The 18,588-nt window shown below is 70.8% G+C and carries 14 protein-coding genes and 1 pseudogene; 12 read left to right on the top strand and 3 right to left on the bottom strand.

The window, feature by feature from the left end; genetic code table 11:
- The first annotated feature begins 12 nt into the window (after nt 1–12).
- Nucleotides 13–579, top strand: coding sequence for a GNAT family N-acetyltransferase (locus tag ABD907_RS05595; RefSeq protein ID WP_345214774.1), 567 nt, complete (start codon nt 13–15; stop codon nt 577–579).
- Between the two features lie 39 nt (nt 580–618).
- On the opposite strand, the gene ABD907_RS05590 is transcribed toward ABD907_RS05595, so the two are convergent.
- A complete protein-coding gene (locus tag ABD907_RS05590; protein ID WP_345214773.1) occupies nt 619–1,905 on the bottom strand; it encodes a phospholipase D-like domain-containing protein in 1,287 nt (428 codons plus the stop codon).
- A 182-nt stretch (nt 1,906–2,087) separates the two neighbouring features.
- Here ABD907_RS05590 and ABD907_RS05585 point away from each other — a divergent pair, with 182 nt between their 5' ends.
- The 4 genes from ABD907_RS05585 to gatB all read left to right on the top strand — a co-directional run bounded on the left by ABD907_RS05585 (nt 2,088) and on the right by gatB (nt 5,926).
- On the top strand, nt 2,088–2,507 hold the full coding sequence (locus ABD907_RS05585; RefSeq protein ID WP_345214772.1) for a pilus assembly protein CpaE: 420 nt from the start codon (nt 2,088–2,090) through the stop codon (nt 2,505–2,507).
- A 76-nt stretch (nt 2,508–2,583) separates the two neighbouring features.
- Nucleotides 2,584–2,883 carry an Asp-tRNA(Asn)/Glu-tRNA(Gln) amidotransferase subunit GatC gene (gatC, locus tag ABD907_RS05580; protein WP_345214771.1) on the top strand — a complete coding sequence of 100 codons (300 nt, stop codon included), beginning with the start codon at nt 2,584–2,586 and terminating at the stop codon, nt 2,881–2,883.
- Nucleotides 2,880–4,406, top strand: coding sequence for an Asp-tRNA(Asn)/Glu-tRNA(Gln) amidotransferase subunit GatA (gene gatA / locus ABD907_RS05575; protein WP_345214770.1), 1,527 nt, complete (start codon nt 2,880–2,882; stop codon nt 4,404–4,406). The genes gatC and gatA overlap by 4 nt, the downstream gene beginning before the upstream one ends.
- Nucleotides 4,403–5,926 carry an Asp-tRNA(Asn)/Glu-tRNA(Gln) amidotransferase subunit GatB gene (gene gatB, locus ABD907_RS05570; RefSeq protein WP_345214769.1) on the top strand — a complete coding sequence of 508 codons (1,524 nt, stop codon included), beginning with the start codon at nt 4,403–4,405 and terminating at the stop codon, nt 5,924–5,926. Before gatA ends, gatB begins: the two co-directional genes overlap by 4 nt.
- A gap of 158 nt (nt 5,927–6,084) precedes the next feature.
- On the opposite strand, the gene ABD907_RS05565 is transcribed toward gatB, so the two are convergent.
- A complete protein-coding gene (locus ABD907_RS05565) occupies nt 6,085–6,828 on the bottom strand; it encodes an IclR family transcriptional regulator (RefSeq protein ID WP_345214768.1) in 744 nt (247 codons plus the stop codon).
- A 92-nt stretch (nt 6,829–6,920) separates the two neighbouring features.
- Between ABD907_RS05565 and ABD907_RS05560 the strand changes: the two genes are divergently transcribed.
- From ABD907_RS05560 to glcF, 6 genes are all read left to right on the top strand, one after another.
- Nucleotides 6,921–8,429, top strand: coding sequence for an NAD-dependent malic enzyme (locus ABD907_RS05560; RefSeq protein ID WP_345214767.1), 1,509 nt, complete (start codon nt 6,921–6,923; stop codon nt 8,427–8,429).
- An 81-nt stretch (nt 8,430–8,510) separates the two neighbouring features.
- Nucleotides 8,511–9,629, top strand: coding sequence for a glycerate kinase (locus tag ABD907_RS05555; protein ID WP_345214766.1), 1,119 nt, complete (start codon nt 8,511–8,513; stop codon nt 9,627–9,629).
- A gap of 265 nt (nt 9,630–9,894) precedes the next feature.
- Nucleotides 9,895–11,445, top strand: coding sequence for a malate synthase A (aceB, locus tag ABD907_RS05550; protein WP_425555692.1), 1,551 nt, complete (start codon nt 9,895–9,897; stop codon nt 11,443–11,445).
- Nucleotides 11,446–11,536: 91 nt separating this feature from the next.
- Nucleotides 11,537–12,997 (top strand): FAD-linked oxidase C-terminal domain-containing protein, encoded by a 1,461-nt coding sequence (locus ABD907_RS05545; protein ID WP_345214764.1) that lies wholly within the window; start codon nt 11,537–11,539, stop codon nt 12,995–12,997.
- A complete protein-coding gene (locus ABD907_RS05540; RefSeq protein ID WP_345214763.1) occupies nt 12,997–14,268 on the top strand; it encodes an FAD-binding oxidoreductase in 1,272 nt (423 codons plus the stop codon). The genes ABD907_RS05545 and ABD907_RS05540 overlap by 1 nt, the downstream gene beginning before the upstream one ends.
- Nucleotides 14,269–14,294: 26 nt before the next feature.
- Nucleotides 14,295–15,740 (top strand): glycolate oxidase subunit GlcF, encoded by a 1,446-nt coding sequence (gene glcF / locus ABD907_RS05535; RefSeq protein ID WP_486334049.1) that lies wholly within the window; start codon nt 14,295–14,297, stop codon nt 15,738–15,740.
- 78 nt (nt 15,741–15,818) lie between these two features.
- Here glcF and ABD907_RS21225 read toward each other — a convergent pair.
- Nucleotides 15,819–17,635 (bottom strand): annotated as a pseudogene (locus tag ABD907_RS21225) (L-lactate permease).
- A gap of 682 nt (nt 17,636–18,317) precedes the next feature.
- Here ABD907_RS21225 and ABD907_RS05520 point away from each other — a divergent pair.
- Nucleotides 18,318–18,588 (top strand): hypothetical protein (locus tag ABD907_RS05520; RefSeq protein WP_345214759.1); only part of this gene is annotated, 271 nt, incomplete at its 3' end.

The raw sequence follows: 18,588 nt of genomic DNA, 5'->3' as shown, positions 1-18,588 counted from the left end.
CGGAAAGGTGCCGTGACCCGGGAAGGCGCCCTGACCCGGGAAGATTTCGCCGGTGGGGCCGTGACCACCGTCCCGTTGGCCGTCGAGGCCGCGCGGCCCGAGGACTTCGCGCGGATCGGGGAGATCGGGGTCGTGGCCTACTCCGCGGCCGACTCCCTGCAGCCCTCGTTGAACGAGGAGTACGCCGAGGCGCTGCGCTCGGTCGAGGAACGTGCCACCCACGGCGTCGTCCTCGTGGCCAGGGCGGGCGGGGTCGTCCTCGGCTCGCTCACACTCGCTCCGGCGGGAAGCCGTTGGGCCGATCTGGCGCGCGACGGCGAGGTCGAGGTGCGCATGCTCGCCGTCGATCCGGGCGTCCAGGGTCGCGGCGCCGGCGAAGCGCTCCTGCGGGGGGCGCGGCGCTGGGCGGAGGAGCGGGGGCATCGGGCGCTCGTGCTGTCCGTGGTCAGCACCGACGGCCCCGGCAGGCCGCACCGGCTGTACGCACGCATGGGCTTCCGCCGCGACCAGGCCCGCGACTACGTGGGCTGGTGGGAGCCGCAGCCGTCGATGTGGGTGTACGAGCTGCCGCTCGAGTGACGCCGCGGCCGCCGCCCCGATCCACGACCGGCGCGACCTCTACAGCAGGGGACCCAGCGGCTTGAGCAGCCGCTCGGCGACCCGGGCGAGCAGGCCGCGGCGTTCCCACTCCTCGAGCGTGAGCTGGCGGCAGTTCGTCAGGTCGGTGCGGAAGACCGTCTCCATGTGCTCGGCGAGGTCACGGTCGAACAGCTCGAGATTGATCTCGAAGTTTCCCGTCATGGAGAGCCGGTCGATGTTCGTCGTCCCCACGGTCGTCCACCGGCCGTCGACCGTCATCGTCTTCGCGTGCACCATCGCGTCCTGGTACAGCCAGATGGTGACGCCGGCCTCGAGGAGCGTGGCGTAGTAGGTGCGGGCCGCCCAGTCGGCCACCACGTGGTTGGAGACCTCCGGGATCAGTACGCGCACGTCCACGCCGCGGCGGGCCGCCGCGACGAGGACCGCGAGGATCTCGCGGTCAGGGATGAAGTAGCCCTGAGTGATGTAGACGTGGTGCTCCGCCCGGTCGATGGCGTCGAGGTAGATCCCGCGCACCGGGAAGATCAACCGTGTCGGGTAGTTCTGCGCCGCCCGGATCCGCGCGTCCCACGAGCGTGCGCCGCGGTCCGGGATCGCCGGCTGGCCCCGCTTGCGGTGGTCGTTCCAGAAGTCGACGAACGCGTTCTCCAGCTCCCACGCCGAGGCCCCGTCGACGCGGATGTGGGTGTCCCGCCAGCGCGTGGCGTACAGGTCGCCGATGTTGTAGCCACCCACGTAGGCGGTCGTGGCGTCGATGACGAGCACCTTGCGGTGGTCCCGGCCGGTCTTGCGCACGTTGAACGTCAGCACCCCTGGGCGGAAGAAGGGGAAGCGCAGCACGTGCAGGTTCGGCATCTCGGGGAAGCGCTTGAACGACGGCGGCACCACGCCGTTGCCCCAGCTGTCGAAGGCGATGAACACGTCGACGCCGCGCTCTGCGGCCGCCACGAGCGCGTCCTTGAAGGCGTGGCCCGTCTCGTCCGCCTTCCAGATGAACGTCTCGAAGAAGACCGTGCGCTCGGCCGCGTTGATCCGGGCGAGCATGTCGGCGTACAGCTCCGCCCCGTAGGTGAAGGTGGTCACCTTGGACTCGGCCACGTCCACCGTCTTGGGACTGGTGTGCGGGAACTCGCCCGACGGCGGCTCCCGTCGTTTTCGGACCCGGTCGACGGCGAGGACGGCCACCACGGCGGCGGCCTGCAGCGTGGCAACGGTGCCGAGGTACCACCGGGCCGCCAGCCAGATGTCGCGGACACGGACGTACGGAAAGCGGGCCTGGGTGGCGCGGCGGCTGTGAAGGGGCATGACAAGCAACCTAGGACACCTGGTGGCCTGCGTCGTCAGGCCGTGCCGTGCGCCGTCGTCTTCCCGCCGATCCATTCGATCTGGAGGCGGATCGGACGTCCGCCACGGCGGCTCGGCGCCCCAAATCCGCGCGCCGGCCGGCTCTGCATGTGCGCGGCGCGAGAATTGCCGATACTGGAGGGGTGATCTCTCTCGACCTTGCCCGTGCCCTTGCCGACGCCGGCCTGCAGTGGAAGCCGGTGTCCGGCGACCGCTTCACCATCGACCAGCCCGACCTGACCGGGGAAGTCTTCACCGTCTCGGACATGACCGTGGAGCCGCACGACTTCTCGACCGGCACCGTGCTGGGCTTCAACGGCACCACCGAGTGGGCGCTGGACTCCGTGGAGCTGGAGGAGACGTTGTGGCTGCCGCGCGAGGACCAGCTCCGTGAGCTGCTCGGTGGCACCTTCCGTGGACTCGAGCGCGAGAACGGCCACTTCCGGGTGCGCGCGACCTTCCCGGCCGGCGGCGACAGCGAGGACGTCGAGCACGCTGCGCCGGCCGCCGCCGACGCCTACGGCGCAGCCCTCCTCGACCTCATCGCCCGCTCGGACGGCTGACGAGCGCCTGAGCGCCCGAGCGCCGCAGCTGGTGGTCCGCACAGCCGGGGCCGGGGCTGCCCGTAGAATCGCCACCATGTCCACCATTTCTTCCGACGAGGTCGCGCGCGTCGCAGCCCTGGCCCGGATCGCGCTGACGGAGCAGGAGATCGGCCGGCTCGCCGGCGAGCTCGACGTCATCGCGAACGCCGTGACCAGGGTCAACGAGGTCGCCACCCCCGACGTACCTGCCACCTCCCACCCGGTCCCGCTGACCAACGTCTGGCGCGAGGACGTGGTGGTCGAGACCCTGGACGTCGCGGACGTCATGAGGGCCGCCCCGAAGGCCGCGAGCGGCATGTTCGCGGTGCCGCAGATTCTCGGGGAGGACGCATGAGCACTGCCGACATGAACGCGGACGGCCTGACCCGCAGGACCGCCGCCGAGCTCGCCGACCTCCTCAGGGCCGGCGAGGTCTCCAGCGTCGAGGTCACCCGGGCGCACCTGGACCGCATGGCCGCCGTCGACGGTGCCGTGCACGCCTACCTGCACGTCAACACCGACGAGGCGCTCGCCACCGCGGCCGACGTCGACGCTCGCCGCGGCGCGGGGGAGGACCTCCCCGGACTGGCCGGCGTCCCGATCGCGGTCAAGGACATCGTCGTCACCAAGAACCAGGTGACCACGGCGGGCTCGAAGATCCTTGAGGACTGGGTCCCGCCCTACGACGCGACGCTCGTGCGGCTGCTTCGCGAGGCGGGCATGCCCATCCTCGGCAAGACCAACCTCGACGAGTTCGCGATGGGCTCCAGCACGGAGCACTCTGCGTACGGACCCACCCGCAACCCGTGGGACACCGACCGCATCCCCGGCGGCTCCGGCGGCGGGTCGGCGGCCGCCGTCGCCTCTCATCTGGCGCCCATCGCCATCGGTACCGACACCGGCGGCTCGATCCGCCAGCCGGCGGCCGTCACCGGCACGGTGGGCGTCAAGCCGACCTACGGCGGCGTCTCCCGGTACGGGCTGATCGCCCTGGCGTCCTCCCTGGACCAGGCGGGCCCGGTCTCGCGCACCGTCCTGGACTCGGCCCTGCTGCACGAGGTCATCGGGGTCCACGACCCGCTGGACTCCACGTCGTTGACCGACCCGGCCGGCGGGCTCGTCGAGGCGGCCAGGTCCGGCGACCTCGCCGGCATGCGCGTCGGCGTGGTCAAGGAGCTCGGCGGCGAGGGGTACCAGCCCGGCGTGCGGGCCAGCTTCGACCACTCCGTCGAGCTGTTGCGCAGCGCTGGTGCCGAGGTGGTCGAGGTCTCCTGCCCGAGCTTCGACTACGCCCTCGCGGCCTACTACCTGATCCTGCCGGCCGAGGCCTCCTCCAACCTCGCCAAGTTCGACGGCATGCGGTTCGGGCTGCGCGTGGAGCCGCACGAGGGGCCGGTGACCGCGGAGACGGTGATGGCCGCCACCCGTGGCGCCGGGTTCGGCGACGAGGTCAAGCGCCGCATCATCCTCGGGACCCACGCACTGTCCGCCGGCTACTACGACGCGTACTACGGCTCCGCGCAGAAGGTCCGCACGCTGATCCAGCGGGACTTCGCCGCCGCGTTCGCGCAGGCGGACGTGCTCGTGAGCCCGACGGCCCCGACGACGGCGTTCCGCTTCGGCGAGAAGGTCGACGACCCGCTGGCCATGTACCTCAACGACGTCGCCACCATCCCGGCGAACCTCGCCGGGGTCCCGGGCCTCTCCCTGCCCTCGGGGTTGAGCGACGACGGGCTGCCCGTCGGCTTCCAGGTCCTGGCCCCGGTGCGCGAGGATGCCCGCCTGTACCGCGTCGGCGGGGTGCTCGAGCGTCTGCTGACGCAGGAGTGGGGCGGCCCGATCCTGGACAAGGCCCCCGAGCTGGAGACGAGCCGATGACTCAGCCAACGACTCAGCCGACGCCATCCGCTTCGATGGTGGACTACGACGAGGCGGTGCGCCGCTACGACCCGGTGCTGGGCATCGAGGTGCACGTCGAGCTCGGCACCGCCTCCAAGATGTTCGACGGCGCCCCGCAGACCTTCGGCAACGAGCCGAACAGCGCGGTCACGCCCGTCTCCCTGGGACTGCCGGGAGCGCTGCCCGTGGTCAACGGCACAGCCGTGGAGTACGCGATCCGCATCGGCCTGGCGCTGAACTGCGAGATCGCTGAGACGTGCCGGTTCGCCCGGAAGAACTACTTCTACCCGGACGTGCCGAAGAATTTCCAGACCTCCCAGTACGACGAGCCGATCGCCTTCGAGGGCCACCTGGACGTCGAGCTCGACGACGGCGAGGTCTTCCGCGTCGAGATCGAGCGCGCGCACATGGAGGAGGACGCCGGGAAGAACACCCACGTGGGCGCTTCCGGGCGAATTCACGGGGCCGAGTACTCCCTGGTGGACTACAACCGTGCCGGGATCCCGCTGGTGGAGATCGTCACCAAGCCGATCGTCGGTGCGGGCGAGCGCGCCCCGGAGGTGGCGCGCGCCTACGTCTCGGCGCTGCGCGACATCTTCCGCGCCCTCGGCGTCTCCGAGGCGCGCATGGAGCGCGGGAACGTGCGTGCTGACGTCAACGTCTCGCTCCGACCCGACCCGTCCTCGCCGCTGGGCACCCGTAGCGAGACCAAGAACGTCAACTCGTTCCGGTCCATCGACCGCGCAGTGCGCCACGAGATCTCCCGCCAGGCCGGGGTCCTGGACGCCGGCGGCGCCGTCGTCCAGGAGACCCGGCACTGGCACGAGGACACCGGCGTGACCTCGCCCGGGCGCGTGAAGTCCGACGCGGAGGACTACCGGTACTTCCCCGAGCCCGACCTGGTGCCGCTCGCGCCACCGCGGGAGTGGGTGGAGCAGATCCGGGCCGCCCTTCCCGAGATGCCCGCGTTGCGTCGTCGCCGCCTGCAGGGCGAATGGGGATTCTCCGACCCCGAGATGCGGGACCTGGTCAACGCCGGTGCCGCAGACCTCATCGAGGCCACCGTCGCCGCCGGCGCCGCACCCGCGGCCGCACGCAAGTGGTGGATGGGTGAGCTCTCCCGCACCGCGAAGACCGACGGCGTGACGCTGGAGGACCTCGCCGTCACCCCGCTGCAGATCGCGCAGCTGCAACGGTTGATCGACGACGGGCGCCTCAACGACAAGCTGGCCCGGCAGGCTCTCGGCGGCGTCCTCGCGGGCGAGGGATCGCCCGAGGAGGTCGTGGCCGCCCGGGGTCTCGAGGTCGTCTCCGACGACGGTGCGCTCGAGGCCGCCGTCGACGAGGCGCTGGCCGCCAACCCGGACGTCGTCGCGAAGATCCGCGGCGGCAAGGTCCAGGCCGCCGGTGCGATCGTCGGCGCAGTCATGAAAGCCACGCGCGGGCAGGCGGACGCGGGCAGGGTCCGCGAGATCATCATGTCGCGAGTCGAGGGCTGACTCCGACCCGACCGACCACCCATGCCGACCGCCCACCCATGCCGAGAGCAGCCGATCGCACCGAGTGCTGGTGCTTCAACGGCTGCTTTCGGTGCAGATGCCTGCTCTCGGCGGGAGGGTGCTCAACTCTCGGCGGGAGGGTGCTCGACTCTCGGCAGTCAGCCGGCGAGCTGCTCGCCGACGGCGACGGCCGTCTCGCGCAGCACCGGCACGGCACGCTCACCGAACGCGAAGGTGACGCGCGCCGCCGGACCGGAGACCGAGACCGCCGTCGGCGTCGGGGCGCCGGGCACGGGTACCGCGAAGCACCGGACACCGATCTCCTGCTCGCCGTCGTCGACGGCGTACCCGCGCTCGCGGATGGTGGCCAGCTCGGCCAGCAGGGCATCGATGTCGGTGATGGAGCGGTCGGTGGCGGCCGGCAGGCCGGTGCGGGCCGTGAGGTCGCGCACCGCGTCGTCGTCGAGCTGGGCGAGCACCATCTTGCCCACGCCGGTGCAGTGGCAGTACACGCGCCGCCCCACCTCGGTGAACATTCGCATCGAGTGCGTGGACGACGCCTGTGCGACGTACACCGCCATCTCGCGGTCGAGCATCGCGAGGTTGGCCGTCTCGCCCAGCTCGCGCGCGATGTGCTCGAGGTACGGGCGGGCTCCCGCGCCGAGCTGCCGGCCCGCGGCCTCGCCGAGCCGGATGACCCGTGGCCCGAGCGTGTAGCGGCGGGAGGGCAGCTGACGGGCATACCCTCGGCTCACCAGGGTCCGCATGAGGCGGTGGATCGTCGGCAGCGGGAGGCCCGAGCTGACCGACAGCTCGCTGAGGCCCGCGTCGCCGCCCAGGTCCGTCAGTGCCTCGAGCAGATCGATCGCCCGGTCGACCGACTGGACTCCTGACTCGGCCACGTGGTTCCTTCCCTGTCACTGCTGCGCCCAGATCGGAAGTAGTCTTTCATATGTCGAAACGCACGTGTCGCGTCTCCCGAAAGGACCTCCACATGGGTGCCAGCTCCACGCCGTCCACGCTGCCCAGCCCGAGCTACACCATCACGCTGCGCGTCGAGGTCCCGGCGTCGCAGCGGGCCACGGGCACCGTCGTGCACGCCGTCGCGGAAACGGGCGCGGCCGTCATGGGCGTGGACATCGCGCACTCGTCGACGACCTCGCTGACCGTCGACGTCACGTGCGACACGGTCGACGCCGAGCACGGTGAGCAGGTTCGGAACGCGTTGGACGCGCTGGACGGCGTGCGCGTGCTCAAGATGTCCGACTCGACCTTCCTCATGCACCTCGGCGGCAAGCTGGAGGTGAACCCCAAGGTCCCGCTGAAGACGCGCCGCGACCTCTCCCGCGCCTACACGCCGGGCGTCGCCCGGGTGTGTCTGGCCATCGCCGACAAGCCCGAGGACGCGCGCCGCCTGACGATCAAGCGCAACACGGTCGCCGTGGTCACCGACGGCACGGCCGTGCTCGGTCTGGGCGACATCGGGCCCGCCGCGGCCCTTCCCGTGATGGAGGGCAAGGCGGCGCTGTTCAAGCAGTTCGCCGGCGTGGACGCCTGGCCCGTGTGCCTCGACACCAAGGACACGGAGCAGATCATCGCGACCGTCAAGGCGATCGCCCCTGTCTACGGCGGCGTCAACCTGGAGGACATCTCCGCACCGCGGTGCTTCGAGATCGAGGCCCGGCTGCGCGAAGAGCTCGACATCCCCGTCTTCCACGACGACCAGCACGGCACCGCCATCGTCGTCCTGGCCGCCCTCATCAACGCGCTGAAGGTCGTCGGCAAGTCGATGGAGGACGTGCGCATCGCCGTTTCCGGCGTCGGTGCGGCGGGTTCCGCGATCATCAAGCTCCTGCTCGCCCAGGGCGCCCGCACCGTCGTGGGTTTCGACCGCAACGGTGCCCTCCACGGCGGCGTCCGCAACGACGACCAGCACCGTGACTGGATCATCGACCGCACGAACCCCGAGGGGTTCACCGGCACGCTCCGCGACGGCCTCGAGGGGGCCGACGTCTTCATCGGCGTCTCCGCCGGCAACATCCTCACCGGCGAGGACGTCGCCCGCATGAACGACGACGCGATCGTCTTCGCGCTCGCCAACCCCACGCCGGAGGTCGACCCGATCGCGGCCGGGGACAGTGCCGCCGTCGTCGCCACCGGCCGCAGCGACTTCCCGAACCAGATCAATAACGTGCTCGCGTTCCCGGGCCTCTTCCGCGGCCTGCTCGACATCGGTGCGACACACATCTCCGACGAGCTGTTGCGGGTCGCCGCCGTGGCCATCGCCGAGGTGGTCTCCGATGACGAGCTCAACCCCGCATTCGTCATCCCGGGCGTCTTCGACACCCGCGTGGCCGAGGCGGTCGCCGAAGCCGTGCGCAGCGAGGCGGAGCGCCGCCTGCGGGCGTCGACCGACGAGTCCGGAAACGAGCCGGACACCTCGCCGCCGGCCCTGTACGCCATGGACCCCGCCAGTGGGCCGTCGATCGACCCGGCGTACTGAGGGACGGTCCGCCGTCGGCGGTTGAGTCTGTCTCGTGGAACCCCCTCGGCCGGCGACGCCGGCCCTGCTTGACTGAGCACCATGTCACCTCGCGTCGTCGTCGCCCCCGACAAGTTCAAGGGATCCCTCAGCGCCACAGAGGTGGCCGCGCGCGTCGCGGCCGGGCTGCGCGGCGAAAGGCCCGCCGTCGACGTCGACGAGGTGCCGGTCGCCGACGGCGGAGAGGGCACCGTCGAGGCCGCCCTGGCCGCCGGATTCCGGCCGGTCCGTGTCACCGCGACCGGCCCGCTCGGTGAACCGGTCGAGACGCGCTACGCGGTGGGCGGGGAGGTCGCCGTCGTCGAGATGGCCGCCGTCACCGGCCTGCAGATGATCACGCCCGACGGCGGAACCGCCCGGCGGGCGAGCTCCCGCGGGCTCGGCGAGGTCATCGCCCACGCCCTGGACCACGGCGCCAAGACCGTGGTCGTCGGCATCGGGGGATCGGCCAGCACCGACGGCGGCGCCGGCATGCTCGCCGCGCTCGGCGCCCGCCTGTCCGGCCCGGACGGCGACGTGCCGAACGGCGGCGAGGCGCTGCGCACGCTCACCCGCGTGGACCTGGGCGGGCTGCATCCACGCCTGGCGGACGCCCACCTGGTCCTGGCGAGCGACGTCGACAACCCGCTGCTCGGGCCCGCCGGCGCCGCGGCCGTCTACGGCCCGCAGAAGGGCGCCGACCCCACCACCGTGGACGACCTCGACGCGGCGCTGGCCACCTGGGTGGCGGCGCTCGAGCCGGTCCGGCCGGAGGCCCGGCGGCTCGCCGAGGAACCGGGCGCCGGCGCGGCCGGGGGAGTTGGCTACGGCTGCCTGCTGCTCGGCGCGGAGTTCCGGCCCGGGGTCGAGGTCGTCCTCGACCTGGCCGGCTTCGACCGCCGCCTCGAGGGCGCGGACCTCGTGGTCACCGGTGAGGGCAGCCTGGACGAGCAGTCACTCCACGGCAAGACGCCGGTCGGGGTGGCCCGGGCCGCCGCCGCGCACGGGATCCCGGTCGTCGCCGTGTGCGGCCGGAGCACCCTCGATGCCCGGCGGGCACGTGACGCCGGCCTGCAGTCGGTCCACGCACTCACCGACATCGAGCCGGACGTCGCTCGGTGCGTGGCCGACGCCGGCAACCTGCTCGAGCGCCTCGCCGCTCGCATCGCAGCCTCCCTCTGACCGCAACGCCACCTCGCGGCCCCGCCACGCGAGCGCCCGGTTCGAGGGCTGCACGTACCCGCGGTACGGGCGTTCGGGATGGGCCGATCAGGAAGCCGCACCCGAGTCCGAGGACGGGTCCGGGGCCAGTTCGTGATGCCCCGAGCCGCGTTGACCGCGGTACCGCGCTGCCCTAGAGTTTCCACCAGGGAAACACTAGATTCCGTACTGCGGAAGAGGGAGGATCGGCGTGACGATTCCGGACGGCGTGACGATCAACGGCGAGATGGGCGAGCGGTACGAGGAGGTGCTGACTCCCGCGGCGCTCGAGGTGATCGCCACCCTGCACCGCCAGCTGGACGACCGCCGCCTCGAGCTCCTCGAGGCCCGCGAGCGTCGCATCGAGGACCTGGCAGGCGGCGGCACGCTCGACTTCCTGCCCGAGACCAAGCACATCCGTGAGGACGACAGCTGGCGCGTCGCACCGCCGGCGCCCGGTCTCGAGGACCGCCGCGTGGAGATCACCGGCCCGACGGACCGCAAGATGACGATCAACGCCCTCAACTCCGGCGCCAAGGCTTGGCTCGCCGACCACGAGGACGCGAACACCCCGCAGTGGAGCGCCGTCGTCGGCGGGCAGCTCAACCTGCTGGACGCCATCGACCGCAAGGTCGACTTCACCGGCGACAACGGCAAGACCTACACCCTCAAGCCGGACGACGAGCTGGCGACCATCATCGTCCGGCCCCGTGGCTGGCACCTGCCGGAGAAGCACATCCTTGTCGACGGCCGCGAGACCTCGGGGTCGCTGGTCGACTTCGCGCTGTACATCGCGACGGCGGGTCTGCGCCAGATCGAGAAGGGCCAAGGCCCGTACTTCTACCTGCCCAAGATGGAGTCCCACCTCGAGGCGCGGCTGTGGAACGACGCGTTCGTCATCGCCCAGGACCTCCTCGGCATCCCGCGCGGCACCGTGCGCGCCACGGTGCTCATCGAGACCTACCCGGCGGCCTTCGAGATGGAGGAGATCCTCTACGAGCTGCGCGAGCACTCCTCGGGCCTCAACGCCGGCCGGTGGGACTACATGTTCTCCGTCATCAAGTGCTTCCGTACTCGCGGGAAGGACTTCCTACTGCCCGACCGCAACGCCGTCACGATGACGGTGCCGTTCATGCGGGCGTACACCGAGCTGCTCGTGCGCACCTGCCACAAGCGCGGCGCGCACGCGATCGGCGGCATGGCAGCGTTCATCCCGAGCAAGGACGAGGCGGTCAACGAGGCCGCCTACGCCAAGGTCCGCGACGACAAGACGCGCGAGGCGAACGACGGCTTCGACGGCTCCTGGGTGGCGCACCCGGGCATGGTCGAGGTCTGCAAGGAGGTCTTCACCTCCGTGCTCGGCGAGCGCCCCAACCAGATCGAGCGCACCCGCGACGACGTCGACGTCACCGCCGCCCAGCTCCTCGACGTGGCCTCGACCCCGGGCGAGTGCACCGAGAACGGCCTGCGCAACAACGTCTCCGTCGGCATCCAGTACCTCCAGGCCTGGCTCGGCGGGCTCGGCGCCGTCGCCATCTTCAACCTCATGGAGGACGCGGCGACGGCGGAGATCTCGCGCTCTCAGGTCTGGCAGTGGCTGCACAACGACGTCACGCTCGCCGACACCGGCCACACGGTCACCCGCGAGCTCATCGACCGCATCGTCGACGAGGAGATCGCCAAGCTGCCCGGCGACCCGGCAGAATACGAGGACGCGAAGCAGACGTTCCTCGAGGTCGCCGTCGCCGACGACTACGCCGACTTCCTGACGCTGCCGGCATACGAGCGCATGGCCTGACCACCTCGTCTCGCGTGGCAGTCTGTACGTGCCGCCGAGCCATCGCCGTCGCGCGGTACCGAGACCGACCAGGCAGCAGGAGGTTGACGCCATGTCAGCGCTGAGCAGCGTCACCGCACAGCTCACCGGGACCCTGGGCCCGGACCGGGTCATCACCGACCGGCAGCGCCTGCGCACCTACGAGTGCGACGGGCTCGCCCAGTACAAGGTGGTGCCGGGCCTCGTCGTGCTCGCCCGCGACGCCGACGATGTGCGCACCACCGTGCGGGCGTGCGCCGAGCACCAAGTCCCCTTCGTGGCTCGAGGGTCCGGTACGGGCCTGTCCGGGGGCGCGCTGCCCCAGGCCGAGGGCGTCCTCGTCGTGATGTCCCAGATGCGGCAGATCCGCGAGATCGACATCGAGAACCAGCGCGCCGTCGTCGACCCCGGCGTGATCAACCTCCAGCTGACCGGGGCGACGAGCCCGGACGGGTACTACTTCGCGCCCGACCCGTCGAGCCAGTCCGTGTGCTCCATCGGCGGGAACGTCGCCGAGAACTCCGGCGGCGCGCACTGTCTGAAGTACGGCTTCACCACCAACCACGTCACCGGTCTCGATCTCGTGACCCCGGCGGGCGAGCTCGTCGAGATCGGCGGGACGGCGCCCGACCCGCCCGGATACGACCTGCTCGGGGCCCTCGTCGGCTCCGAGGGCACCCTCGGCGTCGTGACGTCCGTCACGGTGCGCCTGACCAGGCTGCCGCAGGAGGTGCGTACCATCCTCGCCGGCTTCCGCTCCATCGACGACGCCGGCGCCGCGACGTCCGCCATCATCGCGGCCGGCGTCGTCCCGGCCGCCATCGAGATGATGGACGCACTCGCGATCGAGGCCGCGGAGGCGGCCGTGCACTGCGGCTACCCGGACGGCGCCGGCGCCGTCCTGGTCATCGAGCTCGACGGCCACGCCGCCGACGTCGCCGGCGAGTTCGACGAGGTCATGCACCACTGCCAGGACAACGGCGCCTTCGAGACGCGCGTCGCCGCCGACGACGTCGAGCGCGCCCTGATCTGGAAGGGCCGGAAGTCGGCGTTCGCCGCCGTCGGCCGCATCAGCCCCGACTACATCGTCCAGGACGGAGTGATCCCTCGTACTGCGCTGCCGACAGTACTGCGCCAGATCGCCGACCTGGGCGCCGAGCACGGCGTGCGGGTGGCGAACGTCTTCCACGCCGGCGACGGCAACCTTCATCCGCTGGTGCTCTTCGACGACTCGGAGGAGGGCGCCGTGGAGCGGGCCGAGGAGGTCGCCGGCGGCATCCTTGACCTGTGCATCACCAACGGCGGGTCCATCACCGGTGAGCACGGGGTCGGTTCGGACAAGGCCAAGTACATGCCGAGGATGTTCACCGAGGACGACCTGGACACGATGCAGGCCGTGCGCTGCGCCTTCGACCCCGACCACGTCTCCAACCCGGGCAAGGTCTTCCCCACACCGAGACTGTGCGGCGAGCGGCCCGGACGGCAGCAGGGCGCGCACCCGCTGCAGGAGGCCGGCGTGGCGGAGGTCTTCTGATGGTGACGTCGACGTCCCCCGCCGCACCGGTCGATCTCGCTGCGCTCAACCGCAGTCTCGACGGCGCCGGAGAGATCCGTGAGGCCGGCCCCGACGACATGGTCGACGGCGTCCCTGCCTCCGCCGTCGCGCGCCCCAGCTCGGTCGCAGCGCTGTCCGCCCTGCTGCGCGAGGCGACCGGGCAGGGGCTGGTCACCGTCGCGCGCGGAGCGGGCACGGCCATGAGCTGGGGCAACCCGCCCGAGCGGGCCGACCTGCTACTCGAGACGACCGCGCTCGACCGCCTGGTCGAGCACGAGGCCGGCGACCTCGTCGTCGTCGCCCAGGCCGGTCTGGCGATGCGCGATCTGCAGGAGCGGGTCGGCCGTGCCGGCCAGGAGCTGGTCGCTGACCTGCCGCCCGAACGCCTCGCCGCGGGCTCGACCGTCGGCGGTGCCCTGGCCACCGGCCCCTCCGGCCCCCGCCGCCTCCAGCGGCTGGCGTTGCGCGACCTCGTCCTCGGCGCCACCGTCGTGCTCGCCGACGGGACCGTGACCGCCTCCGGCGGCAAGGTCGTCAAGAACGTCGCCGGGTACGACCTCGCAAAGCTCATGACCGGCTCGCTGGGGACCCTCGGCGTCATCGTGCAGGCAGCCTTCCGGCTCCACCCCGCACGCCCCGAGCGCGCCACGGTGACCCGCGCCGGTCCCACGGAGGAGGTCGCCCGCCTGGCGCGTCAGGTCGTCGCCTCCCAGCTCGCACCGGCCGCCGTCGAGCTGGACCGCGCGGCAGGAAGCGACCAGGCGACGCTCGCCGTGCTGCTCGAGGGCACCCACGACGCCGTCCGGTCCCGGTCGGCGGAGGCCGCCGCGCTCGTCGGTGGCGAGGTCGGGGAGGCGCCGCCGTCGTGGTGGGCCCGGATGCCCGGCGGTGATGTGACCGCCAAGGCCACCGCCACGCTCACCGGGGTCAGCGATCTGCTCAGGACGGCCCGCGCGGCCGAGCAGGAGCACGGTGCCGCGGTCGCGGTGCGCGGCTCCGCCGTCGGTGTGCTGCACCTCGGGATCACGGCGCCGGACCCGGCCGCCGTGGCCGCAGTCGTCGGCCGTCTGCGTGCCGCGGCCCCGAGCGCGCGCGAAGGCACCGTCACGGTGCTGGTCGCGCCGCCGGAGCTGCGCGCCGGGCTCGACGCGTGGGGTCCGGTCGCCGGTCTGGACCTCATGCGCAGCATCAAGAACCAGCTCGACCCGGGCCGCAACCTCGCGCCGGGACGATTCGTGGGAGGGATCTGATGAGCGTCGACGCCCCGAAGGGCCAGATGGGGGAGGCGGAACCGGTCGAGGCGGGCAGCACCCTGCCCGACGTGCTCGGCCTGGCTGCCTTCGATGCCCACCACCCACCGGCACGTGAGCTGGTCGACGACTGCGTGCATTGCGGCTTCTGCCTGCCCGCGTGCCCGACGTACACGCTGTGGGGCGAGGAGATGGACTCGCCGCGCGGGCGCATCTACCTGATGAAGGAAGGACTCGAGGGCGAGCCCATGTCGCCGGCGATGGTTCAGCACATCGACGCGTGCCTGGGCTGCATGGCGTGCGTGACGGCGTGCCCCTCCGGCGTGCAGTACGACAAGCTCATCGAGGCCACGCGCCAGCAGGTCGAGCGTCGCGGCTCTCAGCACCGTTCGGTGGCCGGCCGTGCGCTCCGCGAGGCCATCTTCGCGCTGTTCCCGCGGCCGGACCGCCTCCGACTCGTTCGCGGACCGCTCTCGCTGTACCAACGCAGCGGACTCAGCGCACTGGTGCGCCGGTCCGGGGTGCTCGACAAGCTCTCCCCGACGCTGGCGACGATGGAGGCCATCGCGCCGCCGATGCAGCGGCAGGTGCGCATCCCGGAGCTCGTCCGCGCCCGCAGCGAGAAGCGGATGACGGTTGGGCTGCTGCTCGGCTGCGTGCAGCGCGAGTTCTACCCGGGTGTCAACGCGGCCACGGTGCGTGTGCTGAACATGGAGGGTTGCGACGTCGTCACGCCGCAGGCCCAGGGCTGCTGCGGCGCCCTGTCGGTGCACTCCGGGCGCGAGGAGGAAGGCCTCCGGTATGCCCGTAGACTCATCGACGCCTTCACTGACGCCGGTGTCGAGCGCGTCGTGGTGAACTCCGCGGGCTGCGGCTCGACCATGAAGGACTACGCCCACCTGCTGGCCGACGACCCGGACTACGCCGAGCGTGCCCAGGCGTTCTCGGAGAAGGTCCGCGACATCAGCGAGGTGCTGGTCGAGCTCGGTCCGGTGGCCAGCCGCCATCCGCTTCCGGTGACGGTCGCGTACCACGACGCCTGCCACCTCTCCCACGCGCAGCGCGTGCGCTCGCAGCCCCGGCAGCTCCTCGGCGCGATCCCCGGCCTGACGATCAAGGAGATCGCCGAGGGTGACCTGTGCTGCGGCTCCGCCGGCATCTACAACCTCACCAACCCGGAGCCGGCACGCGAGCTGGGTGAGCGAAAGGCCGCCAATGTGGCCGCCACCGAGGCCGAGCTGCTCGTCACGTCCAACCCGGGCTGCCTGCTGCAGATCACCGACGCGCTCGGTCGGCAGGGCAAGCACATGTCGACGGCGCACATGATCCTCGTGCTGGACGCGTCCCTGCGCGGCAAGGGCATCGAGACGCTTCTGCAGGAGCCGCCGGCCTCCGGCCGGCAGGACGTCGCCCGGACGACGTCCGACGGCGGCACGTGCGCGTGCGGCAAGGACGGTGGCTGCGGCGGCTGAGCACCCGCTGGCACGCCCTTCGAGCATGTACCAGGCCCCCGCCGCGACGAACGCGACGGGGGCCTGGTACGTGGGCCGTCAGACCTTGGCGAGCTGCAGCTCCGGGTTGTCCATGTCCGTCTTCGTCGTGATGCGTACCGCCGCGAGGACCAGCGCAGCGACCACGACCAGGAACACGATCGTGCCGACGTTGAGACCGATCCCGAAGATCCACATGTAGCCGATCGAACCCGCAGCGAGGCAGTAGTAGGTCATCGGGACGATGGTCTTGCGGATGAGGTCGCCCTCGCGGCCGAGCAGTCCGACGGTGGCGGACGCGGCCACCACGTTGTGCACGGCGACCATGTTGCCCGCCGCGCCGCCGACCGCTTGGAGGGCGACGACGGTCTCCGGGGCGGAGGCGCCGATTCCCTCACCGGTGGAGAACTGGAACAACGAGAACATCATGTTGGACACGGTGTTGGACCCTGCCACGAAGGCGCCGAGGGCGCCGATGAAGGGAGCGAGCACCGGCCAGCCCTGACCGGCTGCGTTCGCCGCGGCCTCGGCCAGCGTGATCGGCATGGAGTCGAGCCCGGCGCCGTTGAATCCCTGCCCGGAGTTGATGAAGATCCGCACCAGCGGCAGCGCGCACAGCAGGGCGAACGCCGCCCCGGCCAGCTGGCCGCTCGCGACCTTCCACGAGGAGGCAATCTGCCGGCGGCCCATCCGGTGCAGGAGGTAGGTCGTCAGGCACGCCACCAGGAAGATCGCGCCGGGGGAGTACAGCAGGTTCATGTCCTGAGAGATCCCGGTGCTGAAGATGTTCTGGATCGGGATCACGGCCGTCACGTTCAGGAACTCCTGGATGGCCGGCACGTTCCGCGTGATCAGCAGCAGGACGGCGACGACAACCATGGGCTCCAGGCGAGCGGCAGGGACATGCGCTTCGTCAGGGTCGCGGCCTCCGCGTCAGGGTTCACCGTGCCCATCCAGCGGTTGCTCCAGCGCTCCCGGGGCGGAAAGTCCCAGATCTTCTTCGGCATGAGGAAGCCCTTGGAGGACGTGTACATCACGAGCACCAGGCCGACGAAGCCGCCGATCATCGCCGGGAACTCCGGGCCGAGGACGTACGCGACGGTGACGTACGGGACGATCATCGCGAGCGCCGCGTAGACCGTGAACGGGAAGACGGCGAGGCCGTCCCGGAAGCTGCGCTTCTCGCCGAAGAAGCCGGTCATGAGAGTGACCAGGAACAGCGGGACGAGGATGCCGACGATGGCGTGGATCGTGGCGACCTGTGCGGCGGTGTGGGCGACGAAGCCCATGTGGTCCAGCCCGAGCGAGTCGGCGCGTGCCTGCGCGCCGCTCACGAGCGAGCCGTCGCTGCCGGCGAGACCGGTGCCGATGCCGGTGATCATCGGTGTTCCGACCGCGCCGAAGCTCACCGGTGTGGACTGGATGATCAGGCCAGCCATGACGGCGGCCATGGCCGGGAACCCGAGCGCCAGCAACAGCGGGGCGACGACGGCGGCCGGCGTGCCGAAGCCGGCGGCGCCCTCGATGAAGGACCCGAAGAGCCACGCGACGATGACGACCTGGACACGCCGGTCGGCACTGATGTTCGTGAAGCCGGCGCGGATGGACTGGAGCGCGCCGCTCTTGGTGATCGTCTCGAGGAGCAGCAGCGCGCCGAAGACGATCCACAGCAGACCCACTGCGATGAGCAGGCCCTGCACGATCGACGCGGCGATCGTCGTGAACGACATCTGCCAGACGCTCAGGGCGATGACGATGACGACGACGAGGCCGACCGGCATGGCCTTCTTGGCCGGCCATCTGAAGCCGATCAGCAGGGTGCCGATCACGAGGATCGGCAGGACGGCGAGCAGTGCGAGGACCGCGAGGTTATCCATGAGCACTCCAGGTACCGGCATCATCACCGGATCGACGACTTTCCGTAGAATGAAATAATCACTCCACGCCGCGGTCTACCTAGCACCGAGCATGCCTGACGCGACACAGGCACGGCGGGGAGAGTCAGTGTCGGTCAGGACGCAGGGGCGCATCCGGGACGGGCGGACGGAGACGGCTGGACGGAAACCGGCGGACGGAGACGGGCGGACGGAGACGGGCCCAGGAGGCCCTCGTGCGCGGTGGAGGCAACGGACCTGTCCCTGTCTGAGCACGGCAGCGCCCGCAAAGCTGCGCTGAACCGCCCTGAACGGCAGGAACCTGCCGTAAACGCGGGGTGAACGTCGGCCTGTGACTCAGGCCATGTCCGTCCGGATTGACCCTCGCTCGAGCGCCTGCCTAATATTGTCGAGTTCCGCCAGGGAGGCACGGACACCGAGAAGGTGGCCGGTCCCGCGGAGCTCCCAAACAGCAGAAGCGCCGCAGTTCGGCGCGCCTGCTCGGGATACCAATCGATGTGATCAGCGCGACCTGGTCAGCACTAGTCGGCCGAATTGACAGCGTCGGTCGCCTCAGTTAGATTGGTGAGGTTGCCCCGGTTCGGGTCAGGGCGGTTGTTCTGGTTCGTTCGGTGTGTGTCTGTTTTTTGAGAACTCAACAGTGTGCCAAGTTTTTTGATGCCATGTGGGATGCCTGGGCGTCGGTGGCTTTGGCTGGTCCTTTTTTGGGGTGGTCGGGTTGCTGGTTGTTCTGGGTGTTCTGTTTTGTATTTTTGGTTTGATGCGCTGGCCTGGGGCCCCGTCCTTGGGTTGGTGTGTTGGGCTGGGTTTTGATGGCTCCTGCTTTTTTGGTGGGGGTTTTCTTCGTATGGTTTTTCTCGTGGTGCCTGGTCTTCGGGTCGGGTGCTGCTGGGGAATGTTTTTAACGGAGAGTTTGATCCTGGCTCAGGACGAAC

The sequence above is a fragment of the Georgenia halophila genome (assembly GCF_039541595.1).
This window is presented reverse-complemented; position numbering and strand designations above follow the sequence as displayed.

Excerpts from the sequence above, each read along its gene's own strand:
- ABD907_RS05590 (WP_345214773.1), bottom strand. The coding sequence starts at position 1,905 with ATGCCCCTTCACAGCCGCCGCGCCACCCAGGCCCGCTTTCCGTACGTC.
- gatC (WP_345214771.1), top strand. The coding sequence starts at position 2,584 with ATGTCCACCATTTCTTCCGACGAGGTCGCGCGCGTCGCAGCCCTGGCC.
- gatA (WP_345214770.1), top strand. The coding sequence starts at position 2,880 with ATGAGCACTGCCGACATGAACGCGGACGGCCTGACCCGCAGGACCGCC.
- gatB (WP_345214769.1), top strand. The coding sequence starts at position 4,403 with ATGACTCAGCCAACGACTCAGCCGACGCCATCCGCTTCGATGGTGGAC.
- ABD907_RS05560 (WP_345214767.1), top strand. The coding sequence starts at position 6,921 with ATGGGTGCCAGCTCCACGCCGTCCACGCTGCCCAGCCCGAGCTACACC.
- ABD907_RS05555 (WP_345214766.1), top strand. The coding sequence starts at position 8,511 with ATGTCACCTCGCGTCGTCGTCGCCCCCGACAAGTTCAAGGGATCCCTC.
- aceB (WP_425555692.1), top strand. The coding sequence starts at position 9,895 with ATGGGCGAGCGGTACGAGGAGGTGCTGACTCCCGCGGCGCTCGAGGTG.
- ABD907_RS05545 (WP_345214764.1), top strand. The coding sequence starts at position 11,537 with ATGTCAGCGCTGAGCAGCGTCACCGCACAGCTCACCGGGACCCTGGGC.
- ABD907_RS05540 (WP_345214763.1), top strand. The coding sequence starts at position 12,997 with ATGGTGACGTCGACGTCCCCCGCCGCACCGGTCGATCTCGCTGCGCTC.
- glcF (WP_486334049.1), top strand. The coding sequence starts at position 14,295 with ATGGGGGAGGCGGAACCGGTCGAGGCGGGCAGCACCCTGCCCGACGTG.